General features: G+C 59.2%; 18 protein-coding genes. 9 read left to right on the top strand and 9 right to left on the bottom strand.

All coding sequences use genetic code 11. The features are described from left to right. Nucleotides 1-244 precede the first annotated feature (244 nt). Nucleotides 245-730 carry a hypothetical protein gene (locus SE86_RS00485; RefSeq protein ID WP_148666722.1) on the bottom strand — a complete coding sequence of 162 codons (486 nt, stop codon included), beginning with the start codon at nt 728-730 and terminating at the stop codon, nt 245-247. Between the two features lie 1,044 nt (nt 731-1,774). On the opposite strand from SE86_RS00485, the gene SE86_RS00480 reads away from it, so the two are divergent. The 3 genes from SE86_RS00480 to SE86_RS00470 all read left to right on the top strand — a co-directional run bounded on the left by SE86_RS00480 (nt 1,775) and on the right by SE86_RS00470 (nt 6,533). Further along, the gene (locus tag SE86_RS00480; protein WP_158543054.1) at nt 1,775-4,300 is read left to right on the top strand and encodes a DUF2079 domain-containing protein; all 2,526 of its coding nucleotides are present in this window, start codon (nt 1,775-1,777) and stop codon (nt 4,298-4,300) included. Beyond that, nucleotides 4,273-5,295: a hypothetical protein gene (locus tag SE86_RS00475; protein WP_117353780.1), complete on the top strand. Its 1,023-nt coding sequence runs from the start codon at nt 4,273-4,275 to the stop codon at nt 5,293-5,295. The genes SE86_RS00480 and SE86_RS00475 overlap by 28 nt, the downstream gene beginning before the upstream one ends. Nucleotides 5,296-5,474: 179 nt before the next feature. Continuing rightward, nucleotides 5,475-6,533, top strand: coding sequence for a glycosyltransferase family 4 protein (locus tag SE86_RS00470; protein ID WP_117353778.1), 1,059 nt, complete (start codon nt 5,475-5,477; stop codon nt 6,531-6,533). Here the strand turns inward: SE86_RS00470 and SE86_RS00465 are convergent. The 4 genes from SE86_RS00465 to SE86_RS00450 all read right to left on the bottom strand — a co-directional run bounded on the left by SE86_RS00465 (nt 6,523) and on the right by SE86_RS00450 (nt 10,591). After that, nucleotides 6,523-7,596: a glycosyltransferase gene (locus SE86_RS00465; protein WP_117353776.1), complete on the bottom strand. Its 1,074-nt coding sequence runs from the start codon at nt 7,594-7,596 to the stop codon at nt 6,523-6,525. The genes SE86_RS00470 and SE86_RS00465 overlap by 11 nt on opposite strands. A 220-nt stretch (nt 7,597-7,816) precedes the next feature. Beyond that, nucleotides 7,817-9,124, bottom strand: a complete 1,308-nt coding sequence (locus SE86_RS00460; RefSeq protein WP_148666721.1) for a sulfatase-like hydrolase/transferase — start codon at nt 9,122-9,124, stop codon at nt 7,817-7,819. A gap of 162 nt (nt 9,125-9,286) precedes the next feature. Beyond that, nucleotides 9,287-10,045, bottom strand: coding sequence for a hypothetical protein (locus SE86_RS00455; protein ID WP_117353772.1), 759 nt, complete (start codon nt 10,043-10,045; stop codon nt 9,287-9,289). A 108-nt stretch (nt 10,046-10,153) separates the two neighbouring features. Continuing rightward, nucleotides 10,154-10,591, bottom strand: coding sequence for a peroxiredoxin (locus tag SE86_RS00450; RefSeq protein WP_211096598.1), 438 nt, complete (start codon nt 10,589-10,591; stop codon nt 10,154-10,156). A 124-nt stretch (nt 10,592-10,715) separates the two neighbouring features. Between SE86_RS00450 and SE86_RS00445 the strand changes: the two genes are divergently transcribed. Beyond that, nucleotides 10,716-11,867, top strand: coding sequence for an acyl-CoA dehydrogenase family protein (locus SE86_RS00445; RefSeq protein WP_117353768.1), 1,152 nt, complete (start codon nt 10,716-10,718; stop codon nt 11,865-11,867). A 407-nt stretch (nt 11,868-12,274) separates the two neighbouring features. Here the strand turns inward: SE86_RS00445 and SE86_RS00440 are convergent, their stop codons facing one another. Beyond that, complete coding sequence (locus tag SE86_RS00440) at nt 12,275-13,240, bottom strand: AbrB/MazE/SpoVT family DNA-binding domain-containing protein (RefSeq protein WP_158543053.1); 966 nt, start codon at nt 13,238-13,240, stop codon at nt 12,275-12,277. A 231-nt stretch (nt 13,241-13,471) separates the two neighbouring features. Next, nucleotides 13,472-13,942, bottom strand: a complete 471-nt coding sequence (locus SE86_RS00435) for a hypothetical protein (RefSeq protein WP_117353764.1) — start codon at nt 13,940-13,942, stop codon at nt 13,472-13,474. Between the two features lie 164 nt (nt 13,943-14,106). Between SE86_RS00435 and SE86_RS00430 the strand changes: the two genes are divergently transcribed. The 5 genes from SE86_RS00430 (at nt 14,107) to SE86_RS00415 (ending at nt 17,939) form a co-directional block, all read left to right on the top strand. Next, nucleotides 14,107-15,126 carry a radical SAM protein gene (locus tag SE86_RS00430; RefSeq protein ID WP_117355006.1) on the top strand — a complete coding sequence of 340 codons (1,020 nt, stop codon included), beginning with the start codon at nt 14,107-14,109 and terminating at the stop codon, nt 15,124-15,126. A gap of 72 nt (nt 15,127-15,198) precedes the next feature. Further along, nucleotides 15,199-15,333: a hypothetical protein gene (locus SE86_RS08280; RefSeq protein ID WP_257791317.1), complete on the top strand. Its 135-nt coding sequence runs from the start codon at nt 15,199-15,201 to the stop codon at nt 15,331-15,333. Nucleotides 15,334-15,388: 55 nt separating this feature from the next. Continuing rightward, nucleotides 15,389-16,102, top strand: a complete 714-nt coding sequence (locus SE86_RS00425) for a DUF364 domain-containing protein (protein ID WP_236747378.1) — start codon at nt 15,389-15,391, stop codon at nt 16,100-16,102. Next, nucleotides 16,099-16,542 (top strand): pyrimidine dimer DNA glycosylase/endonuclease V, encoded by a 444-nt coding sequence (locus tag SE86_RS00420; RefSeq protein ID WP_117353760.1) that lies wholly within the window; start codon nt 16,099-16,101, stop codon nt 16,540-16,542. The genes SE86_RS00425 and SE86_RS00420 overlap by 4 nt, the downstream gene beginning before the upstream one ends. 200 nt (nt 16,543-16,742) lie before the next feature. After that, complete coding sequence (locus SE86_RS00415) at nt 16,743-17,939, top strand: ATP-binding protein (protein WP_117353757.1); 1,197 nt, start codon at nt 16,743-16,745, stop codon at nt 17,937-17,939. A 1,336-nt stretch (nt 17,940-19,275) separates the two neighbouring features. On the opposite strand, the gene SE86_RS00405 is transcribed toward SE86_RS00415, so the two are convergent. Both SE86_RS00405 and SE86_RS00400 read right to left on the bottom strand, forming a co-directional pair. Next, complete coding sequence (locus SE86_RS00405; RefSeq protein WP_117353753.1) at nt 19,276-19,464, bottom strand: AbrB/MazE/SpoVT family DNA-binding domain-containing protein; 189 nt, start codon at nt 19,462-19,464, stop codon at nt 19,276-19,278. Between the two features lie 151 nt (nt 19,465-19,615). Next, a complete protein-coding gene (locus tag SE86_RS00400; protein WP_148666720.1) occupies nt 19,616-21,475 on the bottom strand; it encodes a hypothetical protein in 1,860 nt (619 codons plus the stop codon). Between the last annotated feature and the right edge of the window lies 1 nt (nt 21,476).

Here is a 21,476-nt window from a genome sequence, read left to right as displayed (position 1 = left end):
TAAGGGCCGAGGTCCCCAGCCTATGCTGACGAAGTTGGTAAGTCGGGACACGAGCGACGTATAGGAGCGGGTCCGAGCCCCCGCGGCAGGCCCTGCGCGGCTGAACCTTGCCCCATCATATGGAGCGGCTTGTAATCCCTGTGGGGGCTACGGACTGTAGGACCGGCCGCAGGACTCAGCGCGCGGATCGGCCTCAATAGGGCAGGTGTCCGCAGCGGACTACGTTAAAGTCATCCCTGACGCGTTAGTGCCCGCTCAGCGCTTTCTTAGCGGCTACCGTCTCATTAACGGCCTCCTTGGCTGTCTCCTTATGGGCCGCCTCCTCTGCGGCATACTCGCTCAGCTCCCTAGCGAGCTCCTTGAGCTCCTCGCTGAAGCGGGAGAGCGCGGTAGCGAGCTCCCTGGCCCCCTCTGCCGTCAGCCTGCCGCCCCTAATCCTATCCCTCACGGACTTCACGAGCGCCTCCATGTAGTCCCTCTCCCTCCCCTCCTCCATGAGGCCCTTCAGGGTTAGGCCTAGGTCGCTGTGCGTCCTACTGACCTCTATGTACTCGGCAGGGCCAAGGTAGCACTTCCTGACCCTCTTGCGAACCCTGCCGTCGGGCCCCCTCTCGTAGCCCTCGTAGTGGACGGCGTAGTAGTAGACCTGGTTGCCGCGCCTCTGCCTCTCCACGTAGCTTATGGGCTGCCCGCACCTCGGGCAAACCATGACCCTGGGCTGGCCCTCCAAGCCCCTCACCACGCCCTGGGGGTTGCCAGGGGTTAAGCACCTTTCCCCAGAAGGTTCTGGGGAAAAGCGGTAGGGACTGTACTGCCTGGGGAGAAGCTGCTGACGCTAGCCCCTAGGCCCTCCATGAACTTTCAGGTTTTGTGTTTTATCCTATAATTCTTTTCCTATTTTTCTATATGTCCCTTAGGACCTGTGCGTGTGTGTCCTATAATTTAATTAAATATACGGACCTATGCTTGCGCGTCCCCAGGTTTGTCCCAGGGCCAACGGCGTGCCCTGAGCACCTGGCCCAGGTTGGGCGCGCGTCCCCAAGATGCGTCCCAGGGACGCAGGCGTCAGGCCCCTGTACGCTAGGTGAGGCTACAAGCTGGGCCATACTATGACGCAGGGCCCAGCTGCGCTCGGCCTGCCCAGGGCGCGGGGACAGCCTCCCCGTAAGTGCCAGCCCTCAGCGTTTTTTCACACAAGGTTACGTGAAAAGGGCAGCGGTAATGGGAGGGGCCTCATGGCCGCTCAGGACCACGTCCTGGCCCGGTCTCCAGGCCACCGCTTGCCCCTCAGGCCGTAAGGGCCTGACAGTCCTTGTGACCTGCCCCTCCTGTAAGGCCATGCAGCTACCAGGAGTGCCTGCGGACGCTTGACTAGACGCTTAGGTGTCTCGAGAACCGTCATCGGTGTCTGCAGGGCGCTCAGCGGCAGTAGCTCAATCGGAGTAGATATTACAGCGAACATCGACACGTCCGCGCGGACCGCCTAGGGCCTGCCCCTCCTGCCCTGCGTACTCCTCAACCTCTCCGCTAGCCTGAGAGCTCAGCACGACCGTGCTAGGCCCACGGCATGGGCCAGGGTTGCAAGAAGCGGGCATGAAGGGCCTGCAGGCTTAGATGACAGCTGTTAGCGTCCTTCAAGCTCACAGGTCATGAGGCCAGGGCCCTTTCAGGGCTCGACGAGCTCTTGGAACCCTGACAATTAAGTGCGATAACGAATTAAATCCCTCAGGCCGCTAGCGAGACGAGGCCACAGCCAGTCATGAAGGTCAAAGAGATGCACCTGAGGCTTATAGGGGCCGCGCTGTTTTTACAGTTCTACGTTGTCTGGGCCCTCGGCTTCGCCAACTACGTGCCTCAGCTCTACAGCCTCGATGTACTGCGGGCGTCAGCGATACTGTTAGTGATAGGCCTGCTCATGATGCTCAGCGGCTACATAAAGGACGTGGCAAAGCGCGCGGCCGCAGACAAGTACTTCAGAGCCCTCATGATAATTTACTTCGCGGCCGTTTATTACATAGTTTACAGCGCCATGACCGAGTACTATCAGCTGAACTTAGGGGTAGGCCTTGACACTGCGACCTACATGCAGTCCTTTGCGTCTGCGGCGCTGTACCACAGGCTCTTCGATAACCTTGCCGTGCCCACGTTCTTCTTTAACCACGCTTCGCCGATACTCTTCTTGCTGTACCCCCTCTACCTCACATACCCGAGTATAGTCACCCTTGTGACCATAGAGGTCGCGCTGGCGACGCTGCCAGCTATACCTCTGTACAAGCTCGGGCTGAGGCTCTTCGGCGACAGGAGGTACGTCCTGCTCACGGCGTTGGCCTACCTCCTGTTCCCGTGGGTCACCACGTACTTAACTGAGGCCGTCGAGGTTGTGGTGTTCACCGCGCCCTTCTTCGCGCTCGCCCTCTACAACCTCTACACGGGCAACAGGCTCAGCTACTGGCTGTCCCTGACCCTTATGATGACTACAATAGAGTTCTCGCCTATACTAGGGTTCTTCATAGGGCTTTACATACTGGCCACCAAGTTCGACTGGCTTAAGGCCAAGGGGAGGGTCGCCCTGGGCCTTGAGACCATTGCCTTCTCGCTCGCGTGGTTCTTCGGGGACTTCCTGATGGTCTACTACTTCAGCCATGGGGCTATAAACATCTTCGGGAACGTATGGGGCTCAGCGCTCTCTGGCCCGCTGATATCAATAACTGACTCCATAGGCAACGCCATCTTCCACTTCACTACTCACGCAAGCTCAAGCCCCTCGTCAAGTCACCAAGCCGCGCTCAGCCTGTCCAACGTCCTCGAGTCCCTGATGAACAACGTGAGGGCAGGCCTCCACACGAAGATCCAAAGCACAGTATTCCTACTGATGCCAACCCTCTTCCTGAACCTCGTGGAGCCCCAGAGCCTCCTGCTGCTGCCGTGGCTTTACGTGATGTGGCAGACCCCATGGGGCTTTTACTACGTTATCTGGGTCTACTACACGGCCCTCGTGGCGCCTGCCGTCATAGTGCCCGCCATATGGGCACTAAGGAAGTTCAGACCGCGCATTAGGAGGGCGCTACTGGTCACAGTCTTCATCGCAGTGACCATTTCAACGCTGCTCCTCAACGGTCTATCGCCCCTGTCAGCCCTTTACTTCCACGAGCCCTTGCCGAACCCCCTGCAACCTACGACAACGCCATATGACCTGGCCCTCATCCAGCTGAACTACTACGTGCCGCCCAACGCCTCCATCTCTGTGCCGGCAACGGCCGTGCCCTGGTTCTCGTTAACGAGGTATGGCTGGAATGAGCGCGGGGTGCCGTTCTTCGGGCCGAACAATTACACTAAGTACGAGGTGTACTCGCCGTTTGTGCCAACAGGGTACCCGTACTACCCGAACTTCAACAACTACCTGCCCTATGTTTTCAACGACGGCGCTTGGCTGCTTGTTGGGCCCTTCCAGAGGCCTTACGGCTTCAACTACACGACGACAGTCACGCTATTGCCCCTGACACCCGGTCAGCACCAGTACAGCATAACCACTCTGCCGGGCGGGCCCTTGACGGTAAACCTAAGCATCAGTTATACGCCGCTGCAGGACATAGGGTATCTCACCAGCAACTTATCATGGCTGCTCCAGCAGCCCCAGAGCGGCATCTGCGGCACCCTGCCAGGCTATTTCGCAGTGCTGAATTCCAGTGACTACATAGTACAGCCGATAACCATCAATGAGACGACGACGGTGGAGGCCCTCACGATATTTGGGTCAGGGTCCAGCAACCTCGCAAGCGGTGAGGTGATGATATCGTCGTCCGAGGTTCCAGCCCTGAAGCCCAAGGTCCTGTGGAGCACTAGCTTTGGGGAGCCGTGGTGGTGCGGCCCTCGCACGTGGGCGACGCCAATAAGCTTGGAGCCCAACCTTACGCTTAAGCCAGGCACCTACTACGTTATAGTTAACATGCCCACTAACCCATGGCAGGTCGCCTGCACCTACATACCTGGGGCGCCTAAGGCCCTGCTCTACAACGGCACGGGGCTAAAGCAGCTGAACTGCACCATGAACCTGATAATGGTAACCAACAGGCCGGCGGAGGCCGCCAAAGCTAACGCGAGCGTCTCAACATCGTTAATTGTACAGAACAGCACTGCCGTAGTCCTGAACAAGACTGTGACACTATTTGCTCAGAGGCCCTTTGAGCTTCCGCTGACCTACTGGGCCAACCTCACGGGCAGCTCCTACCAGGAGGCCCTCGTGGTTAGCGTCAACGGGGCTCGGGCCTGCCCTTGTCCGGCGAGCTCTCGGTTACGATAAGCAATTACATGCCTGCCGACAGCCCGCCGATACCGCTCATAAAGTTCCACAGCCTCAACTACACGGCCACGGAGACGCTGTTACCCATAACGCCGGGCTCCCACCAGTACTCGCTGGCCCTTCTGCCTGAGGGGCCAGTTAAGGTCAGCGTGAGCGTCGATTACACGCCGCTGCAGACCATAGAGTACGTCACCAGTGACCTGCCTCAGGTGCTCCAGCAACCCCAGGGCGCTGCATGCGGCACCCTGCCAGGCTACTTCGCCCTCCTGAACAGCTCGGAGTACTTGGTGCAGCCGGTCACAGTCAATGAGACTGCCACTATAGAGAGCCTTACTGTCTTCGGCTCAGGTCCTAACAACCTGGTGAGCGGTCAGGTGGTGATCTCGAGGTCACCTGTGCCAACGAACACTAGCGGCTACCTGTGGAGCGCGGGCTTTGGGGAGCCCTGGTGGTGCGAGCCCCACTCGTGGGCGACGCCAATAGTCACCAGCCCCAAGGCGAAGCTGGAGCCAGGCACGTATTACGTAATCCTTCACATGCCTACCACGCCGTGGCAGGCCCTCTGCACCTACATACCTGGGGCGCCTAAGGCCCTGCTCTACAACGGCTCAGCCCTCGTAAAGCAGCTGAACTGCACCATGAACCTGATAGCTGTGACCAACAGGCCAGCTAGCTCGACTAACGTGAGCTCAAACATAACTGTGTCGCTGCTTGGCAGGACTATAACCATAAGCCCCCAGAGGCCAACACAGCAGGCCCTGGCCTTTGATGCTAACGTAACGCAGAGGGCCGCCTGGGAGACCCTTGTGGTTAACGCGAGCGAGACGGTTCCTGGCAACCTGACGATAAGGGTGAACACCTACGTGCCGGGCGAGTACCCGCCCATAAGGGTGCCCTGGTACCTGATACCGGCCTACGGCAACATACCCGCCTACGCCCTGCTCGCTCTAGCCATAGCCTTCCTGGCGGCCCGCGGGAGAAGGCCAGCGGACTAGGCCGAGCGAGGGGGCAGGCCCTGATGTTAATCAAGGGCTTACCATAAGGCCTACTCCAAGGGCCTGCACCTCACGTCCTTTAGGCCCCGCCCACTGCTAGCGCCCATGCCGAGGGTTTAACCTGCTGGTGTTACGCATAAAGTTGGCCAGCTCTGTCAGCGACCTGGCTGAGGGCCCTGATGAGGGTTGCGCTAATCCACAACCACAGCCTCACCTACATGGGCGGCGGCGAGACCTTCATATTAAGGCTTGCGAGGGCCCTCTCGGGGCAGGGCCTTAACGTCTCCATCTACTCCCTCCCCATAGGCCGCCGCGGCGGCGTTGAAGTTAAGGGCCTCCTGGGCCCCGTCGACTACAGGGAGAGCCTGCTCCCCGAGGCTGACGCTGACGTCGCCTACGTGACCTACTTCCCCATGGCCTCGCTTGCCCTCCTGAGGGTCAGGGCCCCTAAGGTGGCAGCAATTCACTCTCCCCTCCTCCTGCCCGAGGCCCAGGACCAAGGGCTCTTCAGGGGAGGCCCGGCAGCCCTCCTTAACAGGCTGGGCGCCTGGGGGGCCTACAGCTACTACCTTCACAGGGCCGCCCGCCTTGAGCTGAGGCGCTTCAAGGCGGTCCACGCCTACCCCCACCTTGTCAACTTCGTGAGGCACAGGAGGGTCTACGCCCTGCCCCCCTTCCTTGACGTTAGCCGCTGGAGGCCCACTAGGGAGAAGGGCGAGGACTTCAGGGTGCTCTTCGTGGGCAGGAGGGCATATGAGAAGGGCTTTGACCTCTTCACGGCCATAGCGAGGGAGGCGAGGGGGAGGCTCGGCCTCAAGGCAAGGTTCCTGACAACCGGCGGCAGGGAGGGCGACGTGACTGACGGCGTCGAGAGCCTCGGCTTCGTGCCCGAGGACGAGCTTGTGAACCTCTACTCGTCAGCCCACGCCGTGATTTACCCCACAAGGGCCGACACCTTCGGCCTTGTAGTGCTTGAGGCCCTGGCAAGCGGCACGCCGGTCATAACCTCAGACATACCCTCGCACAGGCTCCCAGGCCTCCCCCTCCTCCTGGCCAGGGGCGTCGACGGCGCGCTGAGGCAGCTCGTGGACCTCTACAACATGTTCTACAGCGACAGGGAGAGGTACCTTGAGCTCTGCAGGAGGGGCAGGGAGGCCGTGGTAAGGAGCTACAGCGAGGACGTCGTGGTCCCCCAGTACGTCAGGATGTTCAAGGAGGTTGCTGGCCTTAGCCCTTGACCTTCCTCAGGACATCAAGCCATTTATCAGCTATTACCTTGGTGTCGAACCGCTCAGCCCTCTCCCTGCTCCTTGCCCTCATGCTGCCCGGGTACCCCTCCCTCCATATCCTGACAGCCATGTTCACAAGCGACTCCTCGTCCTTAGCCAGCCAGCCCGTGGCCCCATGGATTACTGTCTCCCCGGGGCCCTGGGCTGCGTAGGTGAGCACTGGGGTGCCGCAGGCCATTGACTCAACCGGCACGTAGCCGAAGGGCTCGTGCGTGAACGGGAACAGGGTGAAGAGGGCGTTCGAGTAGAGCTCCACAAGCTCCTCGTCGCTCACGCGGCCAAGGAGCTCAATGTTGGGGTGCCTCCTTATGTAGTCAGGCACGTGGGAGACCTTTGAGCCGAAGGCCCTTATCTTGACCCCTGCGTCGGCCACCCTCTTTAAGACCGAGAAGGCAGTCTCCTTGCCCACGTAGGTCAGCGCGTAGTCGCCCGACGACCTTGAGGTTGTTGGCCTGAAGAAGCCCGTGTCGAGGGGAGGGTATATCACGCCGTCAACCCTTATCCCCCAGGCCTCGTACATTGACCTTGTGAAGGAGCTGTTCGCTATGAATAGTCCTGAGGCCCCCCTCAGCCCCCTGTTGAACCTCCTGTCGTGAAGTATGAAGGGCCTCCTGAGGGCCCTGTAAATGGCCCTGTAGAGGGGCCTCATCTCTGGGTACATGTCTTCAAGGGCCCTCGTTATGGGCCCCTGGGCGTAGTAGATGTCCGCGTTCACAAGGAAGGCCTGCGAGAAGTTAACTATGACCGGGTCGTCTTTGTTGCCGTCCCTCTCAACCCTGTACCTTATGCCCCTCAGCCAGGCCTCAAGGGTCCTGAGGGACCCCCTGAGGAGGTACCTCCTGTTGAAGCTCACAGCCTTAAGGCCCGCTGACCTTATTGCTTCCGCCGTCTCAGGCGACGGGGTCACGAAGGTGACGTCGTGCTGCCCCCTGAGCTCCCTTGCGAGAAGGTAGGCGGGCCTCAGGGGGCCGTGAAGGCCCTCAGCGGGGTCGACGAACATAATTATGTCCATTGTCTCACCTTGGCTTCACCCCTCCCGCGGCGGCCTTACGCCATCCAGCGCATGGAGGCCCTGCGTTCGGGAGGAGTTCCAGCTTTTAACTTTGAGTGAGCCGCCGCCCTTCCTTAGCTCTTATATATGGTCCACCGTCGATAGGTGCCGCCATTAAGGCCCCCAGAGGCAGCCTCAAGGCATTGAGTCCCCTAAGGCCCCGGCTTAGGCAAGGGCCTCGCTAGCGCGCCAGCCCGCTGACGACCTCCATGACCACCTTGGTGAGCTCCTGTGCGTCCCCGCTCACCTCCTCAAGCGCGCCAGCCCTGACGTTATACGTAGCTGAGCCGCGCCTGGAGTAGACCCTGACCCTGTGAGAGAAGGCCCTCTCTAGGGCCTCCCTCGGCAGTTCGCCCTCCCTGTAGAAACTCTCAGGTCTGTTCGGGGATCCGAAGCTCTCGGCCAGTACGACGTCAGAGCCTAAGCTTAACGTTTCGCCGTTTACCGCGCCCCTCACAATCGAGGGAACCTGGGCAAGGCTCACGAAGGCCCCCTCCTGCTTAACGGGCCTGGCCCAGCTGGGCCACCTCACCCAGAGCGGCACCCTGAGGAGCCCGTCCTTGAGGAAGTAGCCGTGGTGCACGCCCCCGTCACCCAGGAGCTCGCCGTGGTCTGACGTCACTATAACGAGGGACCTGTCAAGGTAGCCCTTGAGGGCATGAATTATCTCCAGGGCCCTCCTCGCGGCGTAGGCCGCGTGCTTGGGGTAGCTCTGGCGGTTGAGGTTAGCGACCTCCTCGTCAAGCCTGTTGAAGAACACGGCCTCAAGGAAGGCCCTGACAGTGAGCCTCAAATCCATGTCCTTAACTGTATAGGGGCCGTGCGCCTCCATTATGTTTATCAGCATGAGGAAGGGCTCGGTGAAGGATCTCCCCCTCAGGAAGTCAAGTATTGCCAGGGAGCCCTTCTCCATGGTCGGATCGTGGAGGCCTAGCCTCCCGGCCAGCCTCCTGAGCCTGGACCTGGTGAGCATCCTGAGGCCGCTGAGCAGGAGGCGGAGCTCCCCGTCCCTTATGAGCTCCGCCGCGGCGCCCAGGTAGCCCTCACGCCTGGACAGAGCTGTAATTAGCCTCTCGTAGTCCCTGCACTCGCTGTGGCGCCTGCAGAGGCCGTCAGCCACGAGGCCCTCCGTGACTCCCCCGAAGCCGTAGGCCGCGGATATCAGCGGGTTGGCCGATATGATGTAGGCGCTGTAGCCCTCCTCCATAAGCTCCCCTATTATGCCCCTGTTGAGCTTGCTCATCCTCTGCCTCGACAGCTCCATCATTGTGCCTGCGTAGACGCCGTAGGCCTCGTGGACCCCGTGCTGGCTCGGGTACAGGCCGGTCACCATGCTCACGTGGCTTGGCAGGGTCCAGGGGGATGGCGCTATGGCGTTCTCATACTTGATGAAGCCTAGGTCCCTAAGCGCCTCCAGGCCGTCAGCGTGGTCCTCCCTGAGCGTGTCTATGACGAGCACTATTATGTTTGGCCTCCTTGGCTTTTCCAACTCTGCGCCCACCTGGCGGCCCAGGGCCGCGGGCGGCGACCCGCGGCCGTTAAGCGAGTTAGCCTCTACTTCCTGCCCGCGTTTGTTATTAAATTTTATTGTGCTCTAAGGCGGCTCGCCCTGACTGTGAAGGGCGCCGATGCAAACGGCTGCCGCTGTAGGCTAAGGCTGGCGGAGGATGTCAAGCCTCAGCGTGCCCACCTCCTCAACGCCGAAGTCGCCTTTGCTCAGCGGCCTCCAGCCCAGCCGGCCTGTGACAAGTGCAACGCTAGAAGACGCCGCGGCCCTGAAGCCGTCGCCCTCAGCGACGTGGAGCCTGTAGTACTCCTCGCTCTCCCTGTCGCAGACTGCCTGCACAGCCCACATAGCCGCCTCCATGCCCTCAAGGTCGACGCTCAGTATGAGGGAGTCGAGGGATGTCTTGCAGGCCTCCATGAGCTCCGCGTAGCACGCCTCCACGCCTTCCCTGCCAGTGAGGTCGCAGGCCCCAGCCACCAGGTGGGCCATCAGCTCAGTGTCCGAGGTCCCCGGGCCCGGCCTGAGTTCAAGGCCGTGCCTCCTGGCCGCCCTGAGGACTGCCTCCGGGCTGGCGGAGCCGTTGTGGGCTAGCGCCACTATCGACCTCTGGCCCCTTATAACGAATGGGTGGGCCCTAGCTAGGTCAACTGACCCCGCTGAGGCCATCCTTGCATGTATCATGGTCAGCTGGGGCCCTGAGGGCAGCGCCGGCGGCCCCTCGGAGAATATTGGGCTTGCTGAGGCGTAGTGCAGGAGCGACCTTGGCGTTAGAAAAAGGAGGCCCCAGCCGTCGCCGTGGGCTTTGTAGCCGTCAAGGGGGTCAGCGCTCGCGACCTTCACCAGGGCGTCGTAGAGCTCCCTCAGGAGCGCGCCGCTGCCGCTGTAGGCCAGCATCCTGCACATGGCTGCCGCCAGGGACCCCCGGGCCCCCACAAGTTAAAGCGCTAGGGCGGAAAGGAAAAGGGGTGTGTCGACTGAGAAAAACGCAGACTAGGGCCGGAGCCTCAAGCCTCAGAGCGACTTAACTGCCTCCAGTGCCCTGTCGGCGTGCTCCTCGGCCCTCCTGAGGCCGCTTATGACATGCCTTATGACGCCGTCGGGGCCTATCACGAAGGTCACCCTTGAGGCCGTCATGAGCTTAAGGACACCGAAGGCCTTTGAGACCTCCTTCCTCGCGTCGCTCGCCAGCGGGAACTTGGCTCCATGCTTCTCCGCGAACTTCCTCTGGGTCTCAAGGCTGTCAACGCTTACCCCTATGACCTCAGCCCCCGCCTTCCTGAACTCGTCGTAGAGCTCCGCGAACCTCCTCAGCTCCCTGGTGCAGCCCGTTGTGAAGGCCTTTGGGAAGAAGTAGAGCACAACCTTCGTGCCCCTCAGCTGGGACAGCCTTATCTTCCCCGCCGTCGTCTCAAGCTCAAGGTCAGGGACTGGGTCGCCTACCTGAACCACTCCTCTCACCGAAATGCGTTTCTACGCGGTCCTTTTAAAGCGGAACACGTATGGTTGGAAATTTATAGAGGGCATGTGCCCGAGCTTATTTACTTTGTCCCCCTCAAGGCAATAGGTGTATACAGTGGCGTCCGAGAGCCTCGAGCTGCTCAGGTCGAGCGTCAGGGAGTTCGCGGAGAAGGTGATCAGGCCAGTCGCGAGGGACATAGACAGGGACAACGCGGTGCCGCAGGACGTGGTAAAGCAGGTGGCCGACATGGGCTACTTCGCCCTCAGGGTGCCCCAGGACTACGGCGGCCCAGGCCTCTCCACCCTTGAGTCAGTAATAGTGGTTGAGGAGCTGGCCAGGGCCTCGGGGGCAGTGGCCATAATGGCAACCGTCTCAGGCACAATGGTCGCCTACCCGCTGGTTCACTACGCGGGCGAGGGGCTCAGGAGGAGGTACCTCGAGAGGCTCGCCAGGGGGTCAATAGGGGCCTTCGCGCTGAGCGAGCCCTGCTGCGGCACTGACGCGGCTGCCATAACTACTAGAGCCGTCAAGGAGGGGGACGAGTACGTCATAAGCGGCAGGAAGACGTGGATAACTAACTCCCCCTACGCCGACTTCTTCCTTGTTGCAGCCAGGACCGGCAGGCCCGAGGACAGGCACAGGGGGGTCTCCATATTCGTCGTCGACAGGGGGCCGTGCGTTGAGGTCTCAAAGCTTGACATGATGGGCTACAGGGGGAGCGGGACGAGCGAGGTGCTTTTCAGGGACTGCAGGGTCCCCGAGTCAAACATGGTCGGGCAGCTGAACGGGGGCTTCAAGATAGTAATGGATGCACTCAACGAGGGCAGGGTGGTGACCGCGGCAACAGCCCTTGGGCTCGCGGAGGCCGCCTTCGAGGACTCCCTTGCATACGCAAAGCAGAGGGAGAGCATGGGGGTCCCCATAGCGGAGCACCAGATGGTCCAGTACATGCTCGCAGAGATGAAGGTGAGGGTTGAGGCCATAAGGCAGCTGATATATGAGGCCGCCCGCAGGGTAGACGCAGGCGACCCGGACTACCCAATGTGGAGCAGTATGGCGAAGCTCGCAGCCGCCAGCTGGGGGGTCGACGTGGCGAGGATGGCGGTGCAGGTTGAGGGTGGGTTCGGGTACAGCAGGGAGAGCCTGGTGGAGAGGGTGTACAGGGACGTGAAGATGGTGGAGATAGGGGACGGCACCAACGAGGTCCAGAGGCTGGTCATTGCGAGGAGCCTGCTGGGCAGGGTGAGGGGCGTGAGGGCGGGCTGACCCCCTCCCCGCCTTAAAAGGTGAGGTCTGCCTTTCGTTTTGTCAAGAGGATGGGCCGCGCGCCCCAGCCCCCATGGATGGCGGCGGCCCTTGGAAGAGTAACCTGGCGCAGAGCGTAATCCCTTGGCCGGTCCGCATGCCAAGGCTTTAAAAGGCATGGCCTAATGGGCTGGGAGGCAGAGGGGTTCAGCTCTCATACAGGTTCATGATGCCTTACGGTCATCGCCTCATCCCTGTTCCCCCGCGCCCCGCTCGGGATTTCATCGGGCTTGGGGGCGTTCAGGGCCACCCCAGGGGCCCCACATCTTGAGTGCTCGTTTACGTACCTCCTGTTGTATATGCTGATTGCGGTGACAACTTGTAAAACTATATGAAAGTTGAAACAGCTACGTAGGGCGGGGCCTGCCTCAGCCCGTCGCCGGCCTCAGGTACTCCTCGCCCGTCACTGCGCCGCAGAGTATCGTCATGAACACTATGGAGAGGGTCTTTATGGCGTCGTCAAGCTTCGCCACTATAGCCGCCTCCTGGGCCGACTGGCCCTCCCTTATGTAGCCCTCAGAGCTCGACATGAGGGCCATGAAGTTCACCCCTATCTCGTGAAGCCTCCTGACGCTCGGCTGCGCCACCAGGGCCCCCACGAGGGGCGCCAGGTCCCTCACCTGGGAGGCCAGCTCCGCCACAGCCTTTGACCTGACGCCGAGCCTCAACGCCATCCTTACCGCGTCAAGCAGCACGTTCCCGACAACGCCGAGCAGGGCAGTGCCGACGACCGTGCCCTGGAGGTTCGGCTCCACGGAGCCGCTCCCGAGGGCCCCGACGACGTACCTCATTATGAGGTGCTGGTACTTGAAGAGCTCGTTGTATGCGACCTGAAGCCTGTCCTCAGTCACCTGGGCCCCCTCTGCCGCCTGCCTGAGGAGCTCAGCTATGCCGGAGACGGCGGAGCCCAGGCCCTTTATGGCGTGCTTCGGGTCCGTCTTTGAGTCGTCGAGTACTACCTTCATGACGGCCTTCTCCCTCTCCACCTCAAGTATCTCTAGGCCCAGGAGCCTCATGGCCGTCTCCTTTAGGGACTGGAGGGCCTCGGCGCCGAGGCCCCTCAGGTCGAGCACTGCCTCGTTGATGTCGTTGACGTATAGGCAGGAGAGGGCCGTGGAGACCAGCTGGGGGAGCACGAGCTTGTAGGCCTCAAAGACGTAGGAGGTGCCGCTGCTGTTGCTCGCCGCAGGCGCAATCCTGAGCCTGTCGCCCTCGTCAACCACGTAGACAGTGTCGCCGGCCTTGAGCCCGTGGGCCTCTATCCAGGAGTGCGGCAGCGTCACGACGAGAGACGAAGCGCCAAGCTTCTGGAGCTTCCTTGGTGTGACGTTCAAGGCCAACACCGTATATACTGGTCCTTGCTACTCTGTAAAGGAGCCTTAGAAGTTTTAACCTTTGCTTTGTATTTTAAGAGAACATTGTTTCTGTTAAAAAACATTCTAGGAGGGCCTCACGGGGCGTACTTCAGGGCCTCCTCCACGTCCTCCTTGGGCGCTCCCTGAAGGCAAACCAGGGGCACAGCCCTTGAGCTGGCAAGCCTAAGCGTCCGCCGGCCTCCCACCGGCTCAGAGGAACCTGTCCAGCTCTCTGTAGAGCTCCTCCCACTCCTCCCCCTGGCCCAGGACCTTGCCCCTCGCCAGGGCCTGGTAGAGGTCGTGGAGCACCACGTGGTGGAACCTCTCGTCCCTGAGCACGAGCCTCAATATGAAGGAGAGCTGGGGGTCCTGCTGCACGGCCGGGTCCCTGACGAGGCCCTCGAACAGCCTCAGCGCCTCGGCCTCAACCTCCACGTGCCCCCTTATGTCGTCCAGGGAGGCCTCGAGCTCCCCCTCGCCCAGGGCCTGGGGGCCCTCCAGGAGCCTGGCGGCCTCAATGAGGAGGGCGTGGTGCTTCTGGGAGTCCATGGCAACTGCAGTTAGGGCTGCCCTCACCAGGGGGCTCCTGGCCTTTGCAGCGCTCTCCGCGAGCCTCTCGGCGTAAAGCCTCTCCTCCTCGGCCCACGCCTCCAGCCTGCGCCTCAGCTCCTCCCTCTCCAAGTTGCTGCCGCCCCGCCTCTAGGAGCGCTTTGATCAGACATAATTATATGTATTGTGTCTTTTTATTTTAATTTATAATTATTTAGCTTCTTATTAAGTTTATAATTGTCTTTACGTAAGTGCTGGCACATTTTAAGGGCCTGGCGGCAGTAGGCCTAGGCAAGATGCTGGGGGACCCGCAGAGGGGGCTGCTGACAGGGAGGCTCGCCAGGGGCTGCGAGCTCTGCTACGCTGGGCTGAAGGCAGTCATCTTCATAACTGGCGTCTGCGATGAGAACTGCTACTACTGCCCCGTCGACAGGGACAGGTTCGGCAGGAGCGTGATCTACGTCAACGACGAGAGGGCCCACAGCCTTGATGACATAGTCAGGGAGGCGGAGAGGCAGGGCGCGACTGGGGCGAGCGTGACGGGCGGCGACCCCCTCGCTGACCTCCCCCTCACGCTCAGCCTAATAAGGGGGCTCAAGGCGGCCTTCGGGCCCGAGTTCCACATTCACCTCTACACGCCCGGGAGGTACGCCACCCCTGACGCGCTTGTCGCCCTCTGGAGGGCCGGCCTCGACGAGATAAGGTTCCACCCCGTGAGGGGCGACTACCTGAAGGGGGTGGAGTACGCGGTGAGGCTGACGCGCATGAGGGTAGGGGCTGAGATACCCATAGCCCCCGGCCTGGAGGGCTGGGCGAAGGAGGTCATAAGGTTCGTGGACTCCGTGGGGGGACACTTCGTCAACATGGACGAGATGGAGTTCGCTGAGCCGAACAGGGAGGCCCTGAGGCTCAGGGGCCTGAGGCCCTCAGACTCAAGGCAGGCGGCCGTCAGGGGCGCCCTGAGGGCGGCGATTGAGGTGCTCAGGTGGGCTGAGGGGAACGTTAAGGTGCCCGTTCACTTCTGCCCAGTGTCTTATAAGGACCTCGTGCAGGTCAGGAACAGGTTCAGGAGGACAGCGATGAGGGACCTGAGGTGGTACGAGCTGCCCCTGCCAGACGGCACCGTGGCCAGGGGCGAGGTTATTAGCGAGGGCGGCGAGGTGCTGGGCTACTTCAGGCCCGGGGGCGCGGTTGAGCTCAGGGAGGGCGAGAGGGCCAGGGTGGTGGTCTCCTACCCGACCCAGTCAAGGGAGCCGGTCGTCTGCGAGGCCGAGTCTGAGGACCCCGGGGAGGCCCTCAGGGAGTGCGTTACTTAGACGTCTGTCGGGGGGCCTCAGGGACACCCCTTTATTAGGCTTCGTCAGCAATAGACAAGACGGGTGAGCGGAGTGAGCGCAAGGGTAGAGGAGAGGGGGGCTGAGGAGGGGAGGACAGCAGGGAGGAGGATGAGCTTCAGGGTCACAGCTGAGGACGAGGGGCGCCTCGACTGGTACCTCTCCAGCGCATTCGCCGAGGGCGCGTAACGGAACAGCTTTCTAATCCCCAGGCACAGTACCTTTATGAGGACCCTTGAACATAGTGAAGGCCCTTGTCGAGGAGGCAGCCCAGAGGGCAAGGGGCAGGTCCATTAGAAGGGTCGCCATAGGCAAGTACGCCTACGTCGAGCTTGACGACGGCAGGGCCGGGCTGGCCTACGTCGACTGGGAGTGGGCCAGGGGGTCCTTTGAGCCGCCCTCCTCAGCGGAGGAGGCAGTACAGCTGGCCCTCTCATATGACCCCCTGAGGGCCGCGGTGGGGGTCGCAGCGATAAACGCAGCTGTTAACGCGGGCGGCCAGGAGGCTGACCCCCTCGACCTTGTAAGGATTTCAAGGGGGCTCAGGGTGGGCGTGGTGGGCTACATAAGACCTTACGTGAGGCGCCTGCTTGAGGCTGGCGCGGAGGTCCACGTCTTTGAGATAAAGCCATACGATGACGAGCTCGTGCTGCCCTGGTACGCCGAGGAGGAGATGCTGCCCCAGATGGACCTCATAGTGGCCACGGGCGTCACGGTGGTCAACAAGACCATAAACAGGGTAGCTGAGCTCGCCAGGGGCTCCCAGCTGCTCGTGGTCGGGCCCACCACGCCCATGCTGCCAGAGGCCTTCGAGGGCCTCAGGGGGGCGCTGGGGGGCTCCGTGGTCGTCGACAGGGAGAGGGCCTACAGGACAATAACGCTTGGCGGAGGGGCCGGGGAGCTGCTACACGCAGGGGCCCTGAGGAAGGCCACAGTGCAGATGGGTGCCACAGCGTGAGGCTCTGGTCCATCTCGCCAGGCTACCTTGACGCCAGGGGGCTGGTGGCGCTCTGGAGGGAGGCCCTGCTGGCCCAGAAGGTCCTCATGGGCCTCACCAGGGGATATGCCAGGCACCCCCAGCTAGAGAGGTTCAGGAGGACCAGCGACCCAGTGCTCTACATAGGCACTTACCTTTACTACGTCTACCTTGAGGGGCGGAGGAGGAGCTACGACTTTAACTTAAGCAAGATAGTGAGGTACGACCCGGGCCTGCCGAGGGTCCCAGTTACGTCAGGGCAGGTCAGGTACGAGTTCCAGCACCTGCTGGACAAGCTGAGGGCCAGGGACCCGGCTAGGTATGAGGCGCTGAAGGGCGAGGCTGATGTCAAGGTTCACCCGCTCTTCTACGTGGTGGAGGGCGACGTGGAGCCGTGGGAGAGGGTTAAGGCCTTCGGCTAACGCTTGCCCTGCTCGCTCTCCCTCTCGAGCTCCTCAAAGCTTATGTAGGCCACCTTGGTCTACTTTGAATGGTCCAGAAACTGCTCAGCAATACCTAAGGTGCGGACGCTTCACAGATATACTCATAATCATTTCTATTTCATTTCTATTTTACCTTAAGCTTAAAGCTTTTGTTATTCACTTTAAAAAGGGCGTAGGGTATGAGTTTTAATCGTTCAACGCCAGGAGGGCAGCAGAGTCTAATAAGCTCATTATTTGGTAAGCAAATAGAAGAGCTTACATGCCAAGAGGCTCTCGAAAAACTACGCGTCATCAGCGAGACTCAGTATATAGAGTTCAAGGGGAAGTTTGATGATAAAGGTGATGTTGATAAAGAAGTGCTCAGAGCTGTGGTTGGTTTCCTCAATACACAAGAGGGAGAGGGGCTTCTAGCCTTAGGGGTGAATGATCCTAGTAGGAAAGAAGAGCGGGTCGTATGTACAGAATGGCCTTCAAAATGGAAGAAAGCAAGTGAAGTTGAACAACATATACAGGGTATCATATCTACTAGTCACTTAGGGAGCATTCCAAGGGCGATCCTTCCTCCCCTCCTCACCGTTAAGGTGTTCAACTGTAGAAGCGATTGTGCTCTTAACAAGGATGGATGGCTAATTCTGATATACGTTAAAAAGAGCTTCGACGCCTTGTACTATCCCAAATTTGAAGATAAAACATCAGCCTATATACGAGAAGGCGCAAGTACAAGGCCGTTGACCATAGAAGAAGTGTATAAAGTTATAGAGTCAAAGAGGAAACCTATTGTGATAGCGCTGCTAGAACCCTCCGAAGTGGGATCTACTAACGCAAAGTTCTCTATCTTGCTGAAAAACATTGGGTCTAAGCCTGCTACACAGATAGCAATAATGATATATATCTACAAGAAGCAAACAATCGATGACCAACCAGTAGAGATTACCTCGGTTAATGTGAAAGAAGAATTAAAGGGTCATTACTCCCTTTACACAAATAAAGAAAGAGATCTATTCGAAGTAACTTTCTTTAATATCCACTCGCTCGGTCTAAGAACGCCGAACCTACCGCTGTTCCCTGGACCAGGGATTAAAGTGGAAGAAGTATTGGAGACTTCATTTAGCGATGGCTTCTCTGTATTTACGCGGAGCGGTCCTCGTAAGCTTTACTTCCGTTTATATGTTTATACAGAAGAGACGAAGACCTTGGAAGATCTAGAAGTTATAATGAAGGAGCGCGAGGGGTCCAAAGACGAGCTGAACTTAGAAGGCGAGTTGAAGCACTTAAAGGTACGCGATTACTTTGGCAATGACTTGCTTGTACGAGATAACCTAGACATAAAAAGTGAAGAATTTCAAAGATTATGGAGCCCGGAAATAGATCCATAAAAGGAAGGCTTAAGTTCTACAGAACAGCCTTTTTCACAGCTTTTACTTCATAGTGCTATCTCAAGAGAAGAGGGTTAATACCTATACCAAGCCGATCCTAGCGACCCTTATCAGTATTTTGATTAAAGGGGACCCTTATTATAATCCCTAGCAGCGCTGTGTAGATAGATTTAGGCTATACGGGCAGCAGGATAAACATGAAGTAACAAGGAGCGAGCCTTAGTCATAGGATAAAGGCATGGACACCTTGACAACAGACCCCATGGTAAGGCGCAGGGTCTATTGCTCATGAGTGTTAGGCGCGCTGCTGTCGATAAGTGGTCGGTGCACCTCCTCGTGAGACGACGAAGTCACTGGAACGGCAATAAAGACCCGGGCCGACCTAAGGCTGAGGATGGAGGTGGTGAAGGAGCTCAACATAAGGAGGTCATTTACCGTGGCGCCGACATACAAAGAGGTAAGGTTATAATGGCCATGAGCATTACCGGCGACTTGTATGGGGCTGTCAGGCAGTTGAGAATATACCGGCTCTGCTCGGCAGGCTCTGTGGGCTGAGCCCCTGAGGAGGTCAACGTGTTGGGTAGCGTCGCTAGCAACATCTAAGGGCCCTGGATAGTTAACGGGCCAAACTTCGTCATGACCCTTGCGGTGTCAAATGCCATGCCAGAGAGCGTCAGGAGATAAGCAGGACGTGCAGTCAAGGACAGGACTCAGCAGCCCAGTCTTTATTATTGACTATCAACCCTTAAGCCCACCTCATAGCCTAAATGTAGGCCGCCTTTCTGTCTAAAGAGGGCTCTAGACTATTTACTAGAACTAGACCAAGAGAATTCCTTACGGGATATCATTACGATGTCGTAAAGTTCATCAAGAAGATTACGAAGAACCAAACCATGCTGCTGAGGGGGACGACGAGTGGTATGGCTGTGGTTGGGGAGGGATCAAAGGAACAGAGGTAGTTCCAGACAAAAGAATTAAAGGAACAGAGGTGGTTACTACAGACAGCAGCTGTTGTATATAAATATGTATATAAATATTATAAATATTATAAGTGCAAGTCATACTGCTAATCGGGCCGGTTGTATTCGAGCCAGTTATACTAATTGAGCCAGTCACGCTAGTCGTGCCGATGCCAATGTCTCCGCTCATTTTATTTACCTAGGCTCCTTGTATGGTAAAAGAGAGCCTATAAACCTTGCGTCGTTAAGGTGCTGCGGGAGATCATCCTGAACTCGCCCTCCCTCGGCGCCGTGCCAATGACCCCAGGAACGGCCTCACAGCACCCTCACGCCCTCAGGAAGTTTCCTCTGGCGGTGGCGTAGCTGTTTCCTATGTCTTAGGGCCCGTGCATTGCGAACCAGAGGGCGTCCCTGACCGGCTCCAGGACTATCCTGTCGCCCTCGACGTGAAGCCTGAGCCTAGAGCCCTCTTCTATGCCAAGCAGGTCAGCGACCGCCTTAGGTATTGTTATGCGCCTCCCCCTGTGGACCTTAACCTCAAAGGCGAGGCCAACGCCCTCAGCCATGCTCTGACCAATGACTGAAACAGCTCCGGCCAGGGCCTATAAGTTAGCGACCTCTGAAAACGCGAACGTTAGTGAGCTGGCGTAACGCCTTCCTCAGCGCCGCCCGCTGGCTCACCCTTCAACTTCCTCCACTCGTCCAGAAGCTTCCTCGCTACTTCAACCAGCCTGACGGGGCGCCGTCCTTTACGTCAAGGGTGTAGAACCTTATCTCCCTGCCCTTGAAGCGCTCCCTGGCGTACCTCTCGAGCCTAAGCAGCTGCGGCAGGTAAATGACGGCCTGAGGGTTCGGCACGACGACCCAGAGCCTGCTTGCGCCCGCGTTTACCCTGCTCTCTATCGTGTCCAGGACCTTGTGGAGCGCCGTGCCCGTGCCGTAGAGAGTCTCAACCTCAACTACCAGGTCGCTCATGGAGCCGCAGTCACTGTTAGCATCTTTATCTTTAACATATACGTCGAACCTGACGTTGGCGCCGCCCGGCTGGTGCTCTGTCCTGACGCAGCCTAACGCCTTCCGCCTCGCCTCGTCCTCCCTGGCCCCCTTCCCCTTGAACTCCTCTGTCAGCCTGCTGACCAGGTAGTTGACAACGAAGGCCTTGGTCAGGTAGTGGCTCATGGACTCGCGGCCTGCCTCATCGCCCTCAGCGCTGGGCCTGACCAGGACCTGTACGTTGAAGTCCTTAAGGGCGCCCTCGAGGGCCTTCCAGTACTCATCCTCAAGCCTGACGACGAGCCCGTCGAAGTTGCCTATGTCCTCATAGTCCATCTTCGGCTCGCTGACCCTGCCCCACATCAGGTTAGCGAGCAGGACGTAGAGGCTCTCTTTTAAGGTCTCAGGACTTATCGATTTCCATGTAGTTAACAGGTAGTTCTCAGGGGCGCCCTTGCGGGGGGCCTCGGCCTGGACGCCGCTCACAGGGCTGTCTACGTAGTGGTCACAGTAGCCCTGGGACAACAGCATCCTGAGTACGTAGTACAGCTCCCTAAGTACGTAGTGGTCACCGTAGATCACTATAAAGCCGTAGCCCTGGGAGAACAGCTCCCTTAGCCTGTCCCTGATCCTACAGAGAGTGACCTGCAAGGATCCTTTGACCTCACCCTTTTTCAGTAGCCCGCCCAGATCGCCGCTGACCAGGTCTATTACGAAGAGCCTTCCCCCGGCGCCGACCTCAACGGGTATGAGCAGCTGTAGGTCGGTGACGCTGCTCACGTGCTTTGGCTCCGGCAGGCCCCCGACCCTGACCCTATAGACCTCCCTGAGGGCCCTCTTGAGGAACTCTATGTAGTCAAAGCCCTTGGCGTGCCTTGCAATAATTAGCAGGGGCCTGTCGGGCATGAGCCTGCCCAGGCCGAACAGGGCCCTGTCAACGGCGCTCTCGACCTCGCCTATCTCGCCCTCACTCAGCTCGTAGGGGCTGGGCGCCGCCGCTGACTCTGTGGCGCTCCCTGTGGCGCTTGCTGGGGTAACGCCAAGGCCGCGCACCTCATCGCTGACGTTCCCAAGTGACACCTGCCCAGGCTGGGCAAACGTTACTGACACCGGCTTAAGCTCGTAGGTGGTCCTCTGCGGCACGTGATAGCTGCTGTCAATCTGAAGGCTTAGAGCGTTCGGCCTGCTGAACGAGACCGTGACTGGCTGTAACGATATCTTAGCTCTTGGCACAACATTGACAGGAACGCTCTCATCAACCTTTAGCGATATTGGGCTAACGCTGTTGAAGGAAACCACAACGGGCACCAGCTGTAACTGCCTCGGTGCTGAGAAGCTTGGCGTCTCCGCGTTAAGGCTGAGCTTGATGTCAGCAGGCCTTTCAAAGCTGACGCCAACCCTGGCCAGCCTAATCCTGATCTCTTCGCCCTCACTAATGGCAGTGGAACTTGCGTTGCCTGGTGTTGTCTGTATCGATAATGTGCCCAGGCCCTTAGGGCGGCGGACGCGAAGAATGTACAGTATATAGCCTTCTTCAGGAAGCTCCTTAAGCTCCTTCTCAACAACCTCAGCCTCCTGAGCCACA

The organism is Acidilobus sp. 7A, assembly GCF_003431325.1.
Classification (GTDB): domain Archaea; phylum Thermoproteota; class Thermoprotei_A; order Sulfolobales; family Acidilobaceae; genus Acidilobus.
Note: the sequence above shows the minus strand (reverse complement) of the source record. Positions and strands in the feature narration are given on the sequence as shown.

Coding starts and splice junctions, on each gene's coding strand:
- SE86_RS00415 (WP_117353757.1), top strand. CDS start 16,743: ATGAGTTTTAATCGTTCAACGCCAGGAGGGCAGCAGAGTCTAATAAGC.
- SE86_RS00405 (WP_117353753.1), bottom strand. CDS start 19,464: ATGGCTGAGGGCGTTGGCCTCGCCTTTGAGGTTAAGGTCCACAGGGGG.
- SE86_RS00480 (WP_158543054.1), top strand. CDS start 1,775: ATGCACCTGAGGCTTATAGGGGCCGCGCTGTTTTTACAGTTCTACGTT.
- SE86_RS00430 (WP_117355006.1), top strand. CDS start 14,107: ATGCTGGGGGACCCGCAGAGGGGGCTGCTGACAGGGAGGCTCGCCAGG.
- SE86_RS00455 (WP_117353772.1), bottom strand. CDS start 10,045: ATGTGCAGGATGCTGGCCTACAGCGGCAGCGGCGCGCTCCTGAGGGAG.
- SE86_RS00465 (WP_117353776.1), bottom strand. CDS start 7,596: ATGGACATAATTATGTTCGTCGACCCCGCTGAGGGCCTTCACGGCCCC.
- SE86_RS00470 (WP_117353778.1), top strand. CDS start 5,475: ATGAGGGTTGCGCTAATCCACAACCACAGCCTCACCTACATGGGCGGC.